Raw genomic sequence first — 15,101 nt, 5'->3', positions numbered from 1 at the left:
AGGTCTTCAGAAATCCAGTTATCATGGGCAACTGACGAGGGTTTCGGGTAAGGATGCCTTATAATAGAAGGAGATAAAGTAGAGGGGCGAATGGCATGAATGATTTAAAACGACTGGCATTTCAACGAAAAAATAAAATGGTTTTTCTGGTAGTGGCATCGCTTTTAAAAGGCATTGCTACAATTGGACAAGCTTTCTTTTTCGTTTTCATTGCAGATCGTGTTTTTCTTCAAAATGCTGCTTTTGAGAGCTTATTTCCATTGTTTGGTGGCTTGTTTGTAGCGATTTTATTGCGTGCAGGAGCGGGTTATGCAATTGGCAGGGCAGGAGTCGATCTCGCTGCTGATGTAAAAAGTGAATTTCGAAAAGATCTGATAAAGTCTTTTGCTGAAAATCCGTTATTGTCTGCGGCTCAAGGTCAGTCTGGTCAAAAAGTTAGCTTGCTAATGGACTCAGTAGACGAAGTAGATGGCTTTTTCAGTAAATACATTCCGCAACTCATGCAAACATATATCATTCCCCTACTGTTGTTAGGGGTTATTTTTACTCAAAACTGGACAACAGGTGTCATCATTTTAATTACGGCACCGTTTATTCCTGTATTCATGGCAATGGTCGGAAAAGGAACGAAGAAGAAAGCGGACGAAAAAATGGAACAGCTTAACCGGTTTTCTGGTACTTTTTTGGATATTCTGCAAGGTCTTTCGACGCTTAAGTTATTTGGTCAAGCTGAAACACAACAGCAAGAAATTCGAAAAAGTAGTCTGAGTTTCCGTGACTCCACGATGGACGTGTTGAAGTCTGCATTTCTTTCTTCTTTAATGCTGGAGTATATTTCGATGTTGAGTATTGGCATAATCGCATTAGAAATTGGCTTGCGTCTTGTTGTGTTTGACAGTATTAGCTTTTTCACAGCGTTCTTTATCTTAATTTTAGTGCCAGATTTTTTTAATTTGTTAAAGGATTTTGGTAGTGCTTTTCATACAGCACGTGGCAGTGTATCAGCAGCCAATCAATTAAGTGCTGAGCTTGAGAAAAAACATTCTGTATTGATATGGGGAGATGAAGTTCTGGCACAAGAACCGCCTCATTTGTCATTAGAGGGATTGTCTTTTCGATACGGAGAGGGCTTTGCTTTGAATCCACTGCGCGCAGAAATTCCGCCTTATAGCCAAGTTGCGATTGTCGGCAAGAGCGGTTCAGGAAAAACGACACTCATGCAGTTACTTGCTGGATTGTTGCCGCAAACCGAAGGCGAACTGATTGTTAACGGCATTCCAAGAGAGGCTATTAGCGAAAAATCATGGTTTGATCAATTAAGTTATATCTCGCAAAATCCGTATCTTTTTGCGGGGACAATCCGAGAGAACATGGAGATAGGAGCCAATCGGAAAGTCAGCGACGAAGAAGTACTTGCAGCAGCTAAAAAGGCTGGAATCGCAGAGATGATTTTCGCACTTGAGCAGGGCTTTGAAACGTTAATCGGAGAAGCAGGACGTGGCTTGTCGGGAGGAGAGAAACAGCGGATTGCGCTGGCTCGTGCCTTTCTAAAAAAACCGTCTCTTATTTTATTTGATGAGCCGACGACCGGTCTGGATTTGCGTACGGAACAAATTTTGCAAGAGTCGCTTCGCGAGTTGCAAAAGACGTCAACCGTTATTACAGTTGCGCACCGACTCCATACGATTAAACAAGCCGATCTGATTTTCTTCTTAGATAATGGAAATCTGGATGCTGCAGGAAGCCACGACGAACTGCTGCAAAACTATAGCCCTTACGAAGAGATGCTCGCAGCGCAGCAGGGAGGTAGCCAGCGATGAATGAATTAAAACATATTCTAAAACTAACATTTATCGAGAAGAAGGATGTCTCGATTGCGATTTCCTTCGGATTTTTAGCAGGAATTGCTAGCGTAGCATTGATGGGTTCAAGTGGGTATTTGATTTCGAAGGCGGCATTGACCTCGCAGATGACGACACTCGTTGTTATGGCAGCATGTCTGAAACTGTTCGGCTTTGCTTCAGCGTTGAGTCGTTATGGGGAGCGTTTGTATTCTCACCGAGCAACCTTTACCATGCTAAGCCACTTAAGAGTGTCATTTTTTGAACGTTTGTCGCCACTCGCTCCCGGAATATTTGGTAAGTACCGGAGTGGGGATTTGCTGTCCCGAATTGTTGGGGATGTTGAAAGCCTACAGAACTTTCTGCTGCGCGTTTTTTATCCGCCAGTCGTATTAGGTATCGTCTTTTTAAGCACCATTTTCTTTAGTGCGTTTTTCTCTATGGGAATTGCTAGTGTGATGGTGGTCGGAATGCTGCTAACAATTGTGGCAGTGCCAGCGCTTTTCTCTAGTAGAAAGCGTCGTACAGATGGACAAGTCAGAGTACAACGAGGAAATTTAGCCATCGAAGCTACGGAGTTTCTTTATGGGTTTCGTGATCTGAAAATCTATCAGCAGCTTGGTGTAAAAGAGCAACAGTTGAAAAGTGATGCGGCTCAATATAACGAAGGTCAGCGGAGAGAAGGCTTAGAGGAAAACCTAGCGCAGTCTAGTAATGCGCTTGTGGCATTACTAGTGTCGTTTTTTGTGTTAGCTGTTGGTGCGTATTTTGTAGCAGCAGGTGAATTAAATGGCTTGTACTTGGCCATGCTCGTGATGATTTCCATTGCCGCTTTTGAAAACGTAGCACCTATGGCCGCGTTTCCTACTTATTTTGAAGAAAGCCGAAAAGCTGCAGTAAGATTACAAGAAGTTGTTTCTGAGGACGCCGTGCTACAAGGAGCAGAGGGAATTCCGAGCGGACCGCTTGATATTAAACTTACGGGAGCTTCTTTTAGCTATCCTGGGGAAAAAAGCTTAGCGATTGATGATGTCTCACTCCATTTAAAGCCAGGCACGAAAACAGCGATTGTCGGGCCAAGTGGTTCAGGTAAGTCAACGCTTTTGCAATTACTACTGAATGTTTTTCCTGTTGAACAAGGTCAATTGTCAATCGGTGGAAAGCCAGTAGAGATGCTTGAACAAGAAACTGTTTGGCAGGAAATGAATATCGTATTGCAGGAAAATCATTTCTTTTACGGCACAATTCGTAGCAACTTATTGCTTGCCAATCCATTGGCAAGCGATGAGCAGATGAAAAAAGCATTGGCTAGAGTTCAGTTAGAATTGTTTCCTTTGACAACGACAGTAGAAGAAAAGGGGCAGAATTTGTCTGGTGGACAAAAGCAACGACTGGCTATTGCACGGGCAATCCTAAGAGGCAAATCACTGTGGCTTCTTGATGAACCAGTTTCTTCCGTCGATAACTTAACAGCTCACGCCATTTACCAAGAACTATTCCGACAAGGGGACAAAGATTTGTTCGTCATTATTAGTCATGACTTGGCGGGACTCGAACAAATGGATCAGATTATCGTTATGGAAAATGGGCGTATCCAGGAAAGTGGAACCTACCAAGAACTGATGGAAAGAAAAGCTTATTTCTATCAATTAAAACAAATAGAAAACAGCGTATTTGCATAGAAAAGCGCAAGCGCCCGTGTAGATTCGACAGGCATAAGACAGACCGGCAGTGTGGCGCTCTTTGCCACACAGCCGGGTAGGCTTATGACCCGAGAATCTGGGTGTGGAGTTTTAATAGAGACGAACAAAAGAGGCTACACTCAACAGGTCATCAAAAAGACCTGTTGAGTGTAGCCTCTTTTGCATGTTAAAGAACAGGCTGATGTCCACCAAGACGAACGCTTTCTGCGAGCACAGCCTCAGCCGGTTGCACCACGTGCTATTTCCTTAGGAAGGGTCGTTTAGCCATTTTGAATCTGAAAAAATACAAAAAATCGTCCGTGGCTCTAAAATGAAAGCAAGATTAAAGCAGCTCTTTAAGATGAAAGGATGACGCAAATCCACGGCATATGCAAAATTAACGGAGAAAATGTGTTTGGTTCTATCGAGTGCAATCGAGCGTTCCGAAGATTGCATTTTTTAGAGGCTAATGAAAAAGCTTCGTCTTTTTCACGCTTGCTATTTTAATAACAGGTTATTATCTTTTTTGGTATCTTCTAACTTCATTTGTTCAAGCTCAAGCCGCATTTTCTGTGTTTCAATAACGAAGTTTTCATGCTTTAGTTTTTCTAACTCTAATTGCTCACTGATCATTTTCCCTTTAAGCTTCGTTTGTGTTTGAAGGTGAGAAGTAATAATACCTGCCAGTGGAATCGAAAAGACCATAATGACGGCGACTAGTCCAGTCATATGCTTCACTCCGTTCTGATTTTTCTGTCTATTTATAGTATACACATATCGCTTGTAATTTTAAAAGAGTAGATTTCTTAAAATACATGACAACTGTCATATAGAAATATAGACGTTTGTGTCTTATTCGCCCGAGGATTTCCAGTTAAGATAAGATTAATAAGTTATCCGGACCGAAAAAGTCCGTTTAAGGAGGAATTTGAAAACATGAGCAGAGAAAAAACAGCACAGTTACGCAAATTTGTTGCCCCTTTCGAAAAAGCAGATGTAAAATCGAGTGTTAGACAATTATTAAATACAATTCCACCTTTTATCTTGGCATGGTTCTTGGCTTACCAAGCACTTGATGTCTCAATTTGGCTAACAATTGCATTGTCAGCAGTAGCTGCAGCATTTGTCATCCGTACGTTTATCATTTTCCATGATTGCACACACGGATCGTTCTTCAAAAACAAAAAAGCAAATGCCGTTGTTGGTACGCTAACAGGGATCATGACGCTTTTCGCTTATGAAAAGTGGAAACGAGAACATTCGATTCACCATGCTTCAAGTGGTAATCTTGATAAGCGCGGAGTCGGCGACATTTGGGTTATGACGATTGAAGAATATGTAGAAGCTTCAAAATGGGAACGTTTTAAATACCGTATGTATCGTAATCCTTTGGTTATGTTCGGATTTGGACCATTATTCTTAGTCTTAATTTCAAGTCGTTTTAATCGTAAAGATGCACGCAAAAAAGAACGCAACAATACGTATTTGATCAACATTTCACTTGTGGTCATTTATACGTTGTTAATCTTAGCAATTGGTTGGCAGGCATTTGTAATCGTGCAAGGAACAACGATGTTCATTGCAGGAGCACTTGGAATTTGGTTATTCTATGTTCAACACACATTTGAGGATTCATACTTTGAAGACGAAAATGAGTGGGATTACGTTAAAGCAGCCATCGAAGGAAGCTCGTATTACCAACTTCCAAAAGTATTGCAGTGGGTAACTGGCAACATCGGCTTCCACCATGTGCATCACTTGAGCCCTCGAGTTCCAAACTATAACTTGGAAAAAGCACATGAATCGACACCGCCACTTCAACAGGCAACAACAATTGATATTAAATCTAGTCTTAAATCATTGAGCTACAAATTGTACGATGCACCAAATAAAACATTCGTTACATTTGGTGAAATCAAGCACTTGTTAGCTGATTCGAAAACGGCTGAACAATAAGAAAGTAACTAGAAAAAAACCATTCTTAGCGGAATGGTTTTTTCTTTTGCTTATTATTTGCTATGATGAAATCACATAGAAATGAACAGGAGGCCCTTATGCAAAGCTGGTATCAAATATTCCCTAAAAATCCTTGGCTGAGTCTCTATGCTTGGGTGATCTTTTGTATTTTGCCATTCTTCTTTATCTTTCGATCTTCCTCATTACCTGAAATTATTTTCGGTATTTTGCTCTTGTTGTTGTTTTTCCTTGCGTACCGGTTGTCTTTTAATTCAAGAACTGGCTTTGTGTATGTTTGGGTAAGTTTTGAAATGGCGATTAATATTGGAATGATTTTCTTGTTTGGGTATGTATATCTGTCTATTTTTGTGGCCTTTTTTATCGGTAATTTACGCAATAAAGTAGGATTTTTCATTATTTATGGCCTTCATATTGGCATGACAATTGCAGCTATTGTATTTGGCTTTTTTGACCATAGTGAATTGTATATCTCTCAGCTACCATTTATTGTGCTTAGTGTACTAGGTGTTATTTTATTGCCGTTTAATACGTATAACCGAAACAAACGAGAAAAATTAGAAGGTCAGCTAGAAGATGCGAACAAACGAATTTCTCAACTGGTGATTATCGAAGAACGTGAACGAATTGCTCGTGATTTGCATGATACGTTGGGGCAAAAATTATCTTTAATTGGCTTGAAAAGTGATTTAGCAGGTAAATTGATTTACCGGAATCCAGAGTCTGCTTTAAATGAAATAAACGATGTTCGACAAACAGCACGTACAGCTTTAAAAGAAGTGCGTGAGTTAGTGTCTAATATGCGAGGCACCAAACTGGATGAAGAAATTTTGCGGGTGCAGCAAATTTTAAAAGCTGCTGAAATTGATTTTGTGTTCTACGGTTCACCGCAGCTGACGAACACCCCCTTGTTAGTAGAAAATGTTCTAAGTATGTGCTTAAAAGAAGCAGTGACGAATGTCGTGAAGCATAGTGGTGCAGCGCGTTGCAGCGTATTGATCAAGCAAAATCCCGAAGAAATTCTGGTGCAAGTGCAAGATGACGGACAAGGATTTCCAGAAGGAAATACTTCTCTGCAAGGAAACGGATTGGCTGGTATGCGCGAACGATTGGAGTTTGTAAATGGTTCGGTAGGAATTAAAGTGATGGAAGGCACGACCTTGAACATCCGGGTGCCGAACGTAATTCTTTATAGTTCAAAGGAGGCAGTAAAATGATTCGAATCGTATTAGCTGAAGATCAGCGAATGATGCTCGGGGCTTTAGGGTCACTGTTGGATTTAGAAGAGGACATGGAAGTGGTCGGTAAAGCATCGAATGGAGAAGAGGCAATCGAGCTTGTGGAAAAACTGCAACCAGAAATTTGCATCATGGATATTGAAATGCCATTGAAAAGCGGATTGGATGCAGCGGAAATTTTAAAAGACAAGCCGTGTAAAATTATTATTTTGACTACATTTGCACGTTCAGGCTATTTTGAACGTGCTAGAAAAGCTGGAGTTAGCGGTTATTTGCTAAAAGATAGTCCAAGTGAAGACTTGGCCACATCCATTCGAACAATTATGGATGGCCGCAGAATTTATGCTCCTGAACTAGTGGACTTAGCTTATGCTGACGAAAACCCATTGACTGATCGGGAAAAACAGGTGATGGAATTGATTGCTGAAGGACGTAGTACAAAAGAAATTGCTAAAGAGCTGTTCATTACAACAGGTACTGTACGGAATTACATTTCAACAATATTGGACAAGTTAGAAGTAGGAAATCGAATTGAAGCCATTTCACGGCTTAAAGAGAAAGGCTGGTTCAAGTAAAAAGCTGCTGTCAGTCGACAGCGGCTTTTTACTGTTTTAGGATGATTCGTACAGAGTTTCAGACAGTGATCCGTCTGCTGCATAGATGTGAAGTTCTCCGTGATTTTTTGTAACATAGCGCTTTGCTTCTCCCATTAGACTATCTTTCGTTTCTTCAATCAGAATCGCTCTTTTACTGTCTTTTTTCTTTAATTGCCAACCATCTTCATGTTTTTTGATTTCGTAGACAGGTCGTTCTTCAGCGCCCATTTCAGTTTTTTTGGCTTGGTCTAAGGCAATTGGAATCGCGCGACCTTCTGTGTAACCATCGCGAAGCAGTGCATTGGCAATTTCTATTGCTTTATGACGAACAGCACTATCAAGATTTTTAAATGATTCTGGATAATTATCTTCGTTCCACGGCATTAAAATCGCCTCCTTGTCCTTGTGATTCCCCCTTGAATTTGCTGCAAAACCGAAAAAGAGGACTTTTAATAAGTGACAATAATGTTACACTGTTAAATAAGGAGGGGATAAAATGACAGATGCAACTTATCAAATCATTGCTTTATCTGTTTATCTAGGTGCCATGCTATACATTGGCTGGTATGCTTACCGAAAAACTGCCAACTTATCCGACTACATGCTTGGTGGCAGGGGTCTTGGACCAGCAGTAGCCGCACTTAGTGCCGGTGCATCGGATATGTCTGGATGGCTGTTACTTGGCTTACCGGGTGCCATTTATGTAGGTGGATTAGTTGAGGTATGGATTGCTATTGGACTAACGGTAGGTGCCTTTTTAAACTGGTACTTTGTAGCGCCACGTCTCAGAATTTACTCATTTGTTACTAGTGACTCGATTACGATCCCAAGCTTTTTGGAGAATCGTCTGAAAGATAAATCACGGTTGTTACGAATTGCTTCGGGTATTATTATTTTGATCTTTTTCACATTTTACGTTTCGTCTGGTATGGTAGCTTCAGGCTTATTTTTCCAGAGTTCATTCGGAATGGACTATCATTTAGGGCTTGTCTTAGGTTCGATTGTTGTTGTCGCCTATACCTTGTTTGGCGGATTTCTGGCGGTCAGCTACACAGATTTTGTACAAGGAATTATGATGGTTCTGGCGCTAATTGCCGTACCAGTAGTAGGTATTTTTGCTACAGGTGGATTTGGTGAAACCGCTGCAAGTATTCGCGAGGTAGATCCGAATATGTTGAGCTTGGTTTCTGGCGCTTCGACAATCGGCGTTATTTCTGCAGTTGCTTGGGGCCTTGGTTACTTCGGTCAACCCCATATCATTGTTCGTTTTATGGCGATTAAAACATTGAAGGAAGTTCGTGTAGCGCGCCGCATTGGGATGAGCTGGATGATTTTCAGTCTTCTCGGAGCAACTGCAACAGCGCTTATCGGGATTGCTTATTTCCAGCAAAATCCTTCAGCGACGTTAGTAGATCCTGAATCTGTGTTTCTTGACTTGAGCCAAATTTTGTTTCATCCATTAGTGGCAGGTTTTGTACTAGCTGCAGTTTTGGCCGCTGTTATGAGTACGATTTCTTCTCAGCTTATCGTAAGTTCTTCAGCGCTTATTGAAGATTTATACAAAATTTTCTTTAAAAAAGAAGCATCAGCTAAAGGATATGTATCACTTGGCAGAATTGCTGTTGCAGCGATTGCCATCATTGCAGCCGCTCTAGCATGGAAACAAAATAATACTATTTTAGATCTAGTTGCTTACGCATGGGCAGGGTTTGGTGCTGCTTTTGGACCAATCATTTTGTTGTCACTATTCTGGCGCAAGCTAACTTCAAAAGGTGCATTGGCAGGAATGATTGTCGGCGCTGTAACAGTTATCGTTTGGAAATTAGTTGGTACAAAACCAGAAGATCCTGGAGCTACTGAAATGACGAATTTCATAGGCAGTGTTTATGAAATCATTCCTGGTTTCTTCTTGTGCTTACTCGTGACATGGCTTGTGAGTCTCGTTACTTACAAACCAGATGCAGAGATTGAGAAAGAGTTTGATGAAACGGTTCGATTAATCAACGAAGACAAGTAAGAAAAATCAAAAGGCGTACAGCATTTCCTTACGGGAAAAGCTGTACGCCTTTTTTGTTTATTTATTGTGTTGCTTTTTAGTTTCTTGTTCCATCCGTTTGAATCGTTGCAATTCAGATTCTTGAATCGGTGGTGATTCTGAACGAATGATTTTGGTGAAAGACCAAAGCATTAACACGAGTAACACGGTAAATGGCAAGGCCGATATAAGAGACGCTGTTTGAAGAGCTTGTAGTCCGCCCGCATACAAAAGCACTGCAGCAATGGCAGACATTAACACACCCCAGACAATCTTGAACGCTGTTGGTGGGTTCAAGCTACCGAAACTTGTCATTGAAGCCAAAATATAAGTTGCCGAGTCAGCAGAAGTCACGAGGAACGTGAAAATCAGCAAAATTGCTAGAACTGACATAATGGTCGTCAGCGGCAAGACATCAAAAGTTTGGAACAAGGCCGACGTTAAGTCGTTATTCACCGCTTCGGCGATCCCTGTACCTTGGTTTAAATCATACCAAAGTGCAGTACCACCAAAAACTGCGATCCACAAGCAGGCAATAGCAGGCGGAATGACGAGTACGCCTAATATAAATTCGCGGATGGTCCGTCCTCTAGAAACACGTGCTACGAATGCACCGACAAACGGGGACCACGCAATTGCCCATGCCCAGTAAAAAATGGTCCAGCCTTGTACCCAGTCACCGTCTGCGTAAGGTTCTAGTCGCAAGCTATAAGTGACAAAATTTGTAATGTAGTCACCTAGCGCTAGCGTGAAAGTTTCCATAATGAAGACAGTCGGTCCAGCGATAAAAACAAATGTCATTAGAACGAGTGCAAGTCCAAGGTTTAAATTACTTAAGTAAGCGATCCCTTTTTTAAGTCCCGTAGAAGAAGATAAGGTATAAGCCGCGAACATGACAGCAATAATGCCGAGTTGTATAGGAAAAGCATGATCAATACCAAACACAGCACTCAATCCACCGTTCATTTGAAGGACACCGAGGCCAAGAGATGTAGCGATTCCCATGACAGTGGCAATAACTGCAAGAGAATCAATCGAGTTCTTAATTAAAGGCTTACTGCCGAGAACAGGTTCAAGAGCAGTAGAAACTAAACCTGGCTTTTTTTTACGGAATTGTAAAAAGCCGATAACAAGTCCAACGATAGCAAATACTGACCACTGGCTAATTCCCCAGTGAAAAAAAGAATAGCCCATCGCAATTCTTGCGGCTTCGGGAGTTTGTGCTTGATTTCCAAATGGTGTAGTGAAAAAATGACTCATTGGTTCGGCAACTCCCCAAAATACGAGTCCGGCACCAAAACCGGCAGAAAATAGCATGCCAATCCAAGTGAAAAAAGGGAATTCGGGTCGGTCGCTATCAGCGCCAAGGCGAATGCGGCCATATTTAGATAATGCGATCGCTACAAGGAAAAGTGTGATAAAAAAGACAGCCAGCAAATAAAACCAACCAAAATTTAAGGTAGTGAAACTAAATAAAGTTCCAGCGACTTCTTCAAATTTCACAGGAGTAACTGCACCTAAAATAACAAGTGCGATGATCACTGCGGTGGATATTAAAAATACGGGATTTGTTACTAACTTTTTATTCATCGAAACCTCCTCAATTTTTTCTATACCTCAGCCTATCGAAAACGCACTGTAAAAACTCTTGTTTTAATAAAATTGATTGAAATTTAACTATGTAAGCTGGTGTGATGTTCTAAAGTGATCGGATTTTTACAGTGTTTGCAATTGTGCGCTTTTAGGGAAAGGGCAGGTAAAGAGCATTCTATGATTCTATATACCTTTCCCTCAGCTACTCTCTTTAAACGTTTAAAGGAGACTAAGTATGCTTTGGCGAACGGTATATAGATCGACAGAAAAAGTGAGGTGCTTTATGAAGTTAGATCATATTGTTCATTTTGTTCGTGAAAATCCACAAGAAACCGTAACCTATTGGCAGGAAAAAGGAATTCATGCAGCAAAAGGTGGGCGACATTTAAACTGGGGAACGGAAAATGTCCTCTTGTATTTGAAAGATTGTTACATTGAGTGGCTGTCAATCGAAAAAGAAGAAGTGGCTCTGCAAGCGGATCATCCGCTTACGCACCAACTGCTCTATGACCAAGTTGGTTTTGGAACAATTTGTTTGCGCACGGATAATATTCAGGTTTTAAATGACGATTTGAGAAAACAGGGAATGGATACTTCTGGAGTGTTGGCAGCCGAACGTCAAACTGAAAGTGGAGAGCTGATCAAATGGAAAATGCTATTCATCAAAGAACAAGTCTCGGATAAATTGCCTGCTCCATTTTTTATCGAATGGCAAAAAACAGACGCTCAGCGCTATCAAAAGCTAAGAGATAACAGATCTATACAAGCGTTAAACGAAACCTTGACGATCGAACGTTGTGTATTTGGGGTTTGGGATACAGAAAAAGCGACCACTGCATGGAAGACGATTCTAGGTGGCAGCTTACAATTGGATAATTGTTTGATTGAATTCAGAAAAACAAATCATCCAAAAGAACGTCTGGAAAAAGTTTGTTTTAAAGAGGGTGTAAATAAGTTTGAATTTGAACAAGGGCAGTACAGGCTACCTCGCTTGTAAGAGGATAGCAAAGAAACTGTGGTAAAATAGAGATATCGAATGGGAATTTTCCTTTCCTGAAATAGGAGGACAATATAAATGGATGAGTTACAAGAAAAAGCAGTCATCGTTGGTGTGCAACTTCAAAAAGATCTTCATTTCGTTTACGGAATGGACGAGCTTCATAATTTAGCAGAAGCTTGCAATGTGGAAGTGGTCGGGGAAATCACACAAAACTTAGATCGTATCAACCCTTCTCACTATGTCGGAAGCGGAAAGGTAGAGGAAATTAAAGCTTTTTATGAAGAGGCAGATGCCAATTTGGTCATCTTCAATGACGAGCTATCACCATCGCAAATCCGAAATCTAGAAGAGGATTTGGAATGCAAAGTGATTGATCGTACTATGCTGATTTTGGATATCTTTTCACGACGTGCAAAAACACGTGAAGCACAGGTTCAAGTAGAACTTGCGCAACTTCAGTACATGCTACCGCGCTTAGTAGGACTGCGTGCGTCGCTTGGTCGACAAGGTGGCGGTAGTAGTGGTGGCGTGGCTAACCGCGGAGCTGGAGAAACCAAACTTGAACTGGATCGCCGGAAAATTGAAGAGCAAATTTCAAAGCTTCATAAAGAACTCGAGCATATTAGAGACCAACGCGTGACACAACGCAAGCAGCGCACCAAAAAAGGTGTGCCTGTCGTCTCATTAGTCGGTTATACGAACGCTGGAAAATCAACAGTGATGAATGGACTGCTAGCAAAAACGGGACAAAACGAAGAAAAGCAAGTGTTTGAAAAAGACATGCTTTTCGCTACGTTGGAGACGTCTGTTCGGCAAATTCGCTTGGAAGACAACAAAAGCTTCTTACTGACAGATACAGTTGGTTTTGTCAGCAAATTGCCACATCATCTGGTAAAAGCGTTCCGTTCTACATTGGAGGAAGCCCGTAATGCAGACTTGTTGCTGCACGTAGTCGATGTTTCTAACGAAGAACACCGTTATATGATGGAAGTAACGAATTTAACTTTGCAAGCTGTTGGGGTAGAAAATGTGCCTACGCTTTATATTTACAACAAAGCAGATTTAGCAGGAGTTCATTACCCTAATGCAAACGGCGACGGTTTATGGATTTCAGCAAAAGAAGGCAAAGGTCTAGATGAGTTGCTAGAAGTTATTAAAAAACTAATTTTTGCAGATTATGTTACTTGTCGAATGGTTATTCCGTTCGACCGCGGTGACATCGTCGCATATCTTAATGAGCATGCCAATATTCACGAAACCGAATACGAAGAAGAAGGCACGTTACTTAAAGTGGAGTTAAGTCATGCAGACTATGACCGCTACCAGCAGTTTGTTGTCGGAAACTAAAAAAAGAGCGTCTCCAAAAGTCAGCAAACGACTTTTTGGTGACGCCCTTTTTTTATTGTTGAAACTGAATGCGGTGAAGGTTCGCGAAGATGCCCTCAGCTTGGAGCAATTCGTCGTATTCACCTTGTTCCGCGATACCGTCTTCCGTTACGACAATGACCCGATCAGCGTCACGTATTGTCGCGAGGCGATGGGCGATAATCAACGTTGTGCGGTTTTCTGCTAGTTCAGTCAAGGCCTCTTGAATAACGCGCTCTGTTTGTGTATCAAGTGCAGAGGTAGCTTCATCCAAAATGAGGATAGGTGGATTTTTCAGGAACATTCGAGCAATGGCTAAACGTTGTTTTTGCCCACCTGATAATTTGAGTCCGCGTTCTCCGATTTGTGTATCGTAGCCCTGAGGTAATTTTCGAACAAAGTCTTCTAAATGCGCTTTTTTTGCAGCGATTAAAATTTCTTCTTCACTGGCATGACGTTTGCCGTAAGCGATGTTCTCGCGAATCGTTCCAGTAAACAGGAAGACATCTTGTTGAACAATCCCAATTTGTGAACGCAATGAATGCTTGGTCATGTCGCGAATATCGAGACCATCAATCGAAATCGACCCATGTTGGATATCATAGAAACGAGGGATTAACGAACAAATCGTCGTTTTTCCAGCACCTGATGGACCGACGAATGCGATCGTTTCACCTGCACGTAAGTTCAAATCGATTCCTGACAAGACCAATTTATGATCGTCATAGCCAAAAGAGACATTTTCGAATCGGATATCTCCAGTTAATTTTTTGACAGCTACGGCGTCTTTCCGGTCGTTGATGTCAGGTGCTTGTTCAATTAAATCTCGGAAACGGCTAAAGCCAGCCATACCTTTCGGATAAAGTTCTAACAATGCGCTAATTTTATCAATAGGTTTAATCAAAACGTTCAAGAACAACACGAAACTGACAAGTTCTCCGTACGATAATTCACCTTGGAAGTTGAGCCATGCCCCGTAAACCAGTACGACTAAAGTTAATAAACGAGTCATCATATATATACTGGAATGTGTTGCCGCCATGACTTTATAAGCAACCATTTTTGCTAGACGGAAACGGTCGTTATCCGTTTTAAAGCGTTCGATTTCAAACTCTTCATTCGTAAAAGATTGAACGACGCGTGCTCCTGAAACGCTGTCTTCTACACGTCCATTAACATCCGCGATTTTGCCATACATACTGCCCCAAGCTTGGTTCATTTTGATGTTACAAAACGTGATAAGCCAGACTAGAAACGGAATCACAATGAGTGTAACTAGCGCTAGTTTTGGGTTAATCCAAAACATAATACCAAATGCTCCGAAAAACGTCATGATGGCAATAAAGAAGTCTTCAGGTCCATGATGGGCAAGTTCACCAATGTCGAACAAATCATTCGTGACACGGCTCATAATATGACCAGTTTTGGTATTGTCAAAAAAGCGGAAGGATTGCCGCTGGACATGAGTGAACAGCTCTTCTCTCATATCTGTTTCGATATTGATTCCTAATTTGTGACCGAGATAGCTAACGATATACTGTAAGAACGTACTTAACAAAAAGATCGCAAGTAGCAAGAAGCTAACTGTAGTGATGGTTCCCCAATTACCACTCGGCAGCAAGTCATCGATAAACCACTGAACAGCCACTGGAAATGCGAGTTCTAAAATAGCAACAAAAACAGCGCTAGAAAAATCAATGATAAACAGCCGCTTATGAGGTCTATAATATGTGAAAAATTGTTTTAATCTCAAAAAATCCCACCTCTTCTTTTTCTC

At 41.3% G+C, this 15,101-nt stretch carries 12 protein-coding genes; 8 read left to right on the top strand and 4 right to left on the bottom strand.

Translation table 11 applies throughout. The features are described 5' to 3' along the window. Nucleotides 1-95: 95 nt before the first annotated feature. Nucleotides 96-1,820, top strand: a complete 1,725-nt coding sequence (gene cydD, locus AUO94_RS06555; protein ID WP_058386464.1) for a thiol reductant ABC exporter subunit CydD — start codon at nt 96-98, stop codon at nt 1,818-1,820. Beyond that, the gene (cydC, locus tag AUO94_RS06550) at nt 1,817-3,523 is read left to right on the top strand and encodes a thiol reductant ABC exporter subunit CydC (RefSeq protein ID WP_058386463.1); all 1,707 of its coding nucleotides are present in this window, start codon (nt 1,817-1,819) and stop codon (nt 3,521-3,523) included. Before cydD ends, cydC begins: the two co-directional genes overlap by 4 nt. 498 nt (nt 3,524-4,021) lie before the next feature. Here cydC and AUO94_RS06545 read toward each other — a convergent pair whose 3' ends face one another. Continuing rightward, the gene (locus AUO94_RS06545; RefSeq protein WP_058386462.1) at nt 4,022-4,252 is read right to left on the bottom strand and encodes a hypothetical protein; all 231 of its coding nucleotides are present in this window, start codon (nt 4,250-4,252) and stop codon (nt 4,022-4,024) included. Between the two features lie 207 nt (nt 4,253-4,459). Between AUO94_RS06545 and desA the strand changes: the two genes are divergently transcribed. From desA to AUO94_RS06530, 3 genes are all read left to right on the top strand, one after another. After that, a complete protein-coding gene (gene desA / locus AUO94_RS06540) occupies nt 4,460-5,479 on the top strand; it encodes a Delta(5) desaturase DesA (protein ID WP_058386461.1) in 1,020 nt (339 codons plus the stop codon). 98 nt (nt 5,480-5,577) lie between these two features. Continuing rightward, nucleotides 5,578-6,714, top strand: a complete 1,137-nt coding sequence (locus AUO94_RS06535; protein WP_058386460.1) for a sensor histidine kinase — start codon at nt 5,578-5,580, stop codon at nt 6,712-6,714. Further along, nucleotides 6,711-7,310, top strand: coding sequence for a response regulator transcription factor (locus AUO94_RS06530; protein ID WP_058386459.1), 600 nt, complete (start codon nt 6,711-6,713; stop codon nt 7,308-7,310). The genes AUO94_RS06535 and AUO94_RS06530 overlap by 4 nt, the downstream gene beginning before the upstream one ends. Nucleotides 7,311-7,346: 36 nt before the next feature. Here AUO94_RS06530 and AUO94_RS06525 read toward each other — a convergent pair whose 3' ends face one another. Further along, nucleotides 7,347-7,715 (bottom strand): DUF2188 domain-containing protein, encoded by a 369-nt coding sequence (locus AUO94_RS06525; RefSeq protein WP_058386458.1) that lies wholly within the window; start codon nt 7,713-7,715, stop codon nt 7,347-7,349. 112 nt (nt 7,716-7,827) lie between these two features. On the opposite strand from AUO94_RS06525, the gene putP reads away from it, so the two are divergent. After that, the gene (gene putP / locus AUO94_RS06520) at nt 7,828-9,348 is read left to right on the top strand and encodes a sodium/proline symporter PutP (protein WP_058386457.1); all 1,521 of its coding nucleotides are present in this window, start codon (nt 7,828-7,830) and stop codon (nt 9,346-9,348) included. 57 nt (nt 9,349-9,405) lie between these two features. Here the strand turns inward: putP and AUO94_RS06515 are convergent, their stop codons facing one another. Then, on the bottom strand, nt 9,406-10,956 hold the full coding sequence (locus tag AUO94_RS06515; protein WP_058386456.1) for a BCCT family transporter: 1,551 nt from the start codon (nt 10,954-10,956) through the stop codon (nt 9,406-9,408). A gap of 286 nt (nt 10,957-11,242) precedes the next feature. Between AUO94_RS06515 and AUO94_RS06510 the strand changes: the two genes are divergently transcribed. After that, nucleotides 11,243-11,956, top strand: coding sequence for a VOC family protein (locus tag AUO94_RS06510; RefSeq protein ID WP_058386975.1), 714 nt, complete (start codon nt 11,243-11,245; stop codon nt 11,954-11,956). A 78-nt stretch (nt 11,957-12,034) separates the two neighbouring features. After that, nucleotides 12,035-13,306 carry a GTPase HflX gene (hflX, locus tag AUO94_RS06505; RefSeq protein ID WP_058386455.1) on the top strand — a complete coding sequence of 424 codons (1,272 nt, stop codon included), beginning with the start codon at nt 12,035-12,037 and terminating at the stop codon, nt 13,304-13,306. Between the two features lie 52 nt (nt 13,307-13,358). Here hflX and AUO94_RS06500 read toward each other — a convergent pair whose 3' ends face one another. After that, the gene (locus AUO94_RS06500) at nt 13,359-15,077 is read right to left on the bottom strand and encodes an ABC transporter ATP-binding protein (RefSeq protein ID WP_058386454.1); all 1,719 of its coding nucleotides are present in this window, start codon (nt 15,075-15,077) and stop codon (nt 13,359-13,361) included. Between the last annotated feature and the right edge of the window lie 24 nt (nt 15,078-15,101).

The sequence above is a fragment of the Planococcus kocurii genome, assembly GCF_001465835.2.
Taxonomy (GTDB): Bacteria; Bacillota; Bacilli; order Bacillales_A; family Planococcaceae; genus Planococcus; species Planococcus kocurii.
The sequence above is the reverse complement of the archived record's forward strand: the minus strand, read 5'-3'. Positions and strand labels throughout refer to the sequence as shown.

What these genes read in the sequence shown, in the direction of transcription:
- AUO94_RS06515 (WP_058386456.1), bottom strand. Translation starts at nt 10,956, where the DNA reads ATGAATAAAAAGTTAGTAACAAATCCCGTATTTTTAATATCCACCGCA.
- cydD (WP_058386464.1), top strand. Translation starts at nt 96, where the DNA reads ATGAATGATTTAAAACGACTGGCATTTCAACGAAAAAATAAAATGGTT.
- AUO94_RS06545 (WP_058386462.1), bottom strand. Translation starts at nt 4,252, where the DNA reads ATGACTGGACTAGTCGCCGTCATTATGGTCTTTTCGATTCCACTGGCA.
- AUO94_RS06510 (WP_058386975.1), top strand. Translation starts at nt 11,243, where the DNA reads ATGAAGTTAGATCATATTGTTCATTTTGTTCGTGAAAATCCACAAGAA.
- cydC (WP_058386463.1), top strand. Translation starts at nt 1,817, where the DNA reads ATGAATGAATTAAAACATATTCTAAAACTAACATTTATCGAGAAGAAG.
- desA (WP_058386461.1), top strand. Translation starts at nt 4,460, where the DNA reads ATGAGCAGAGAAAAAACAGCACAGTTACGCAAATTTGTTGCCCCTTTC.
- AUO94_RS06525 (WP_058386458.1), bottom strand. Translation starts at nt 7,715, where the DNA reads ATGCCGTGGAACGAAGATAATTATCCAGAATCATTTAAAAATCTTGAT.
- putP (WP_058386457.1), top strand. Translation starts at nt 7,828, where the DNA reads ATGACAGATGCAACTTATCAAATCATTGCTTTATCTGTTTATCTAGGT.
- hflX (WP_058386455.1), top strand. Translation starts at nt 12,035, where the DNA reads ATGGATGAGTTACAAGAAAAAGCAGTCATCGTTGGTGTGCAACTTCAA.
- AUO94_RS06535 (WP_058386460.1), top strand. Translation starts at nt 5,578, where the DNA reads ATGCAAAGCTGGTATCAAATATTCCCTAAAAATCCTTGGCTGAGTCTC.
- AUO94_RS06530 (WP_058386459.1), top strand. Translation starts at nt 6,711, where the DNA reads ATGATTCGAATCGTATTAGCTGAAGATCAGCGAATGATGCTCGGGGCT.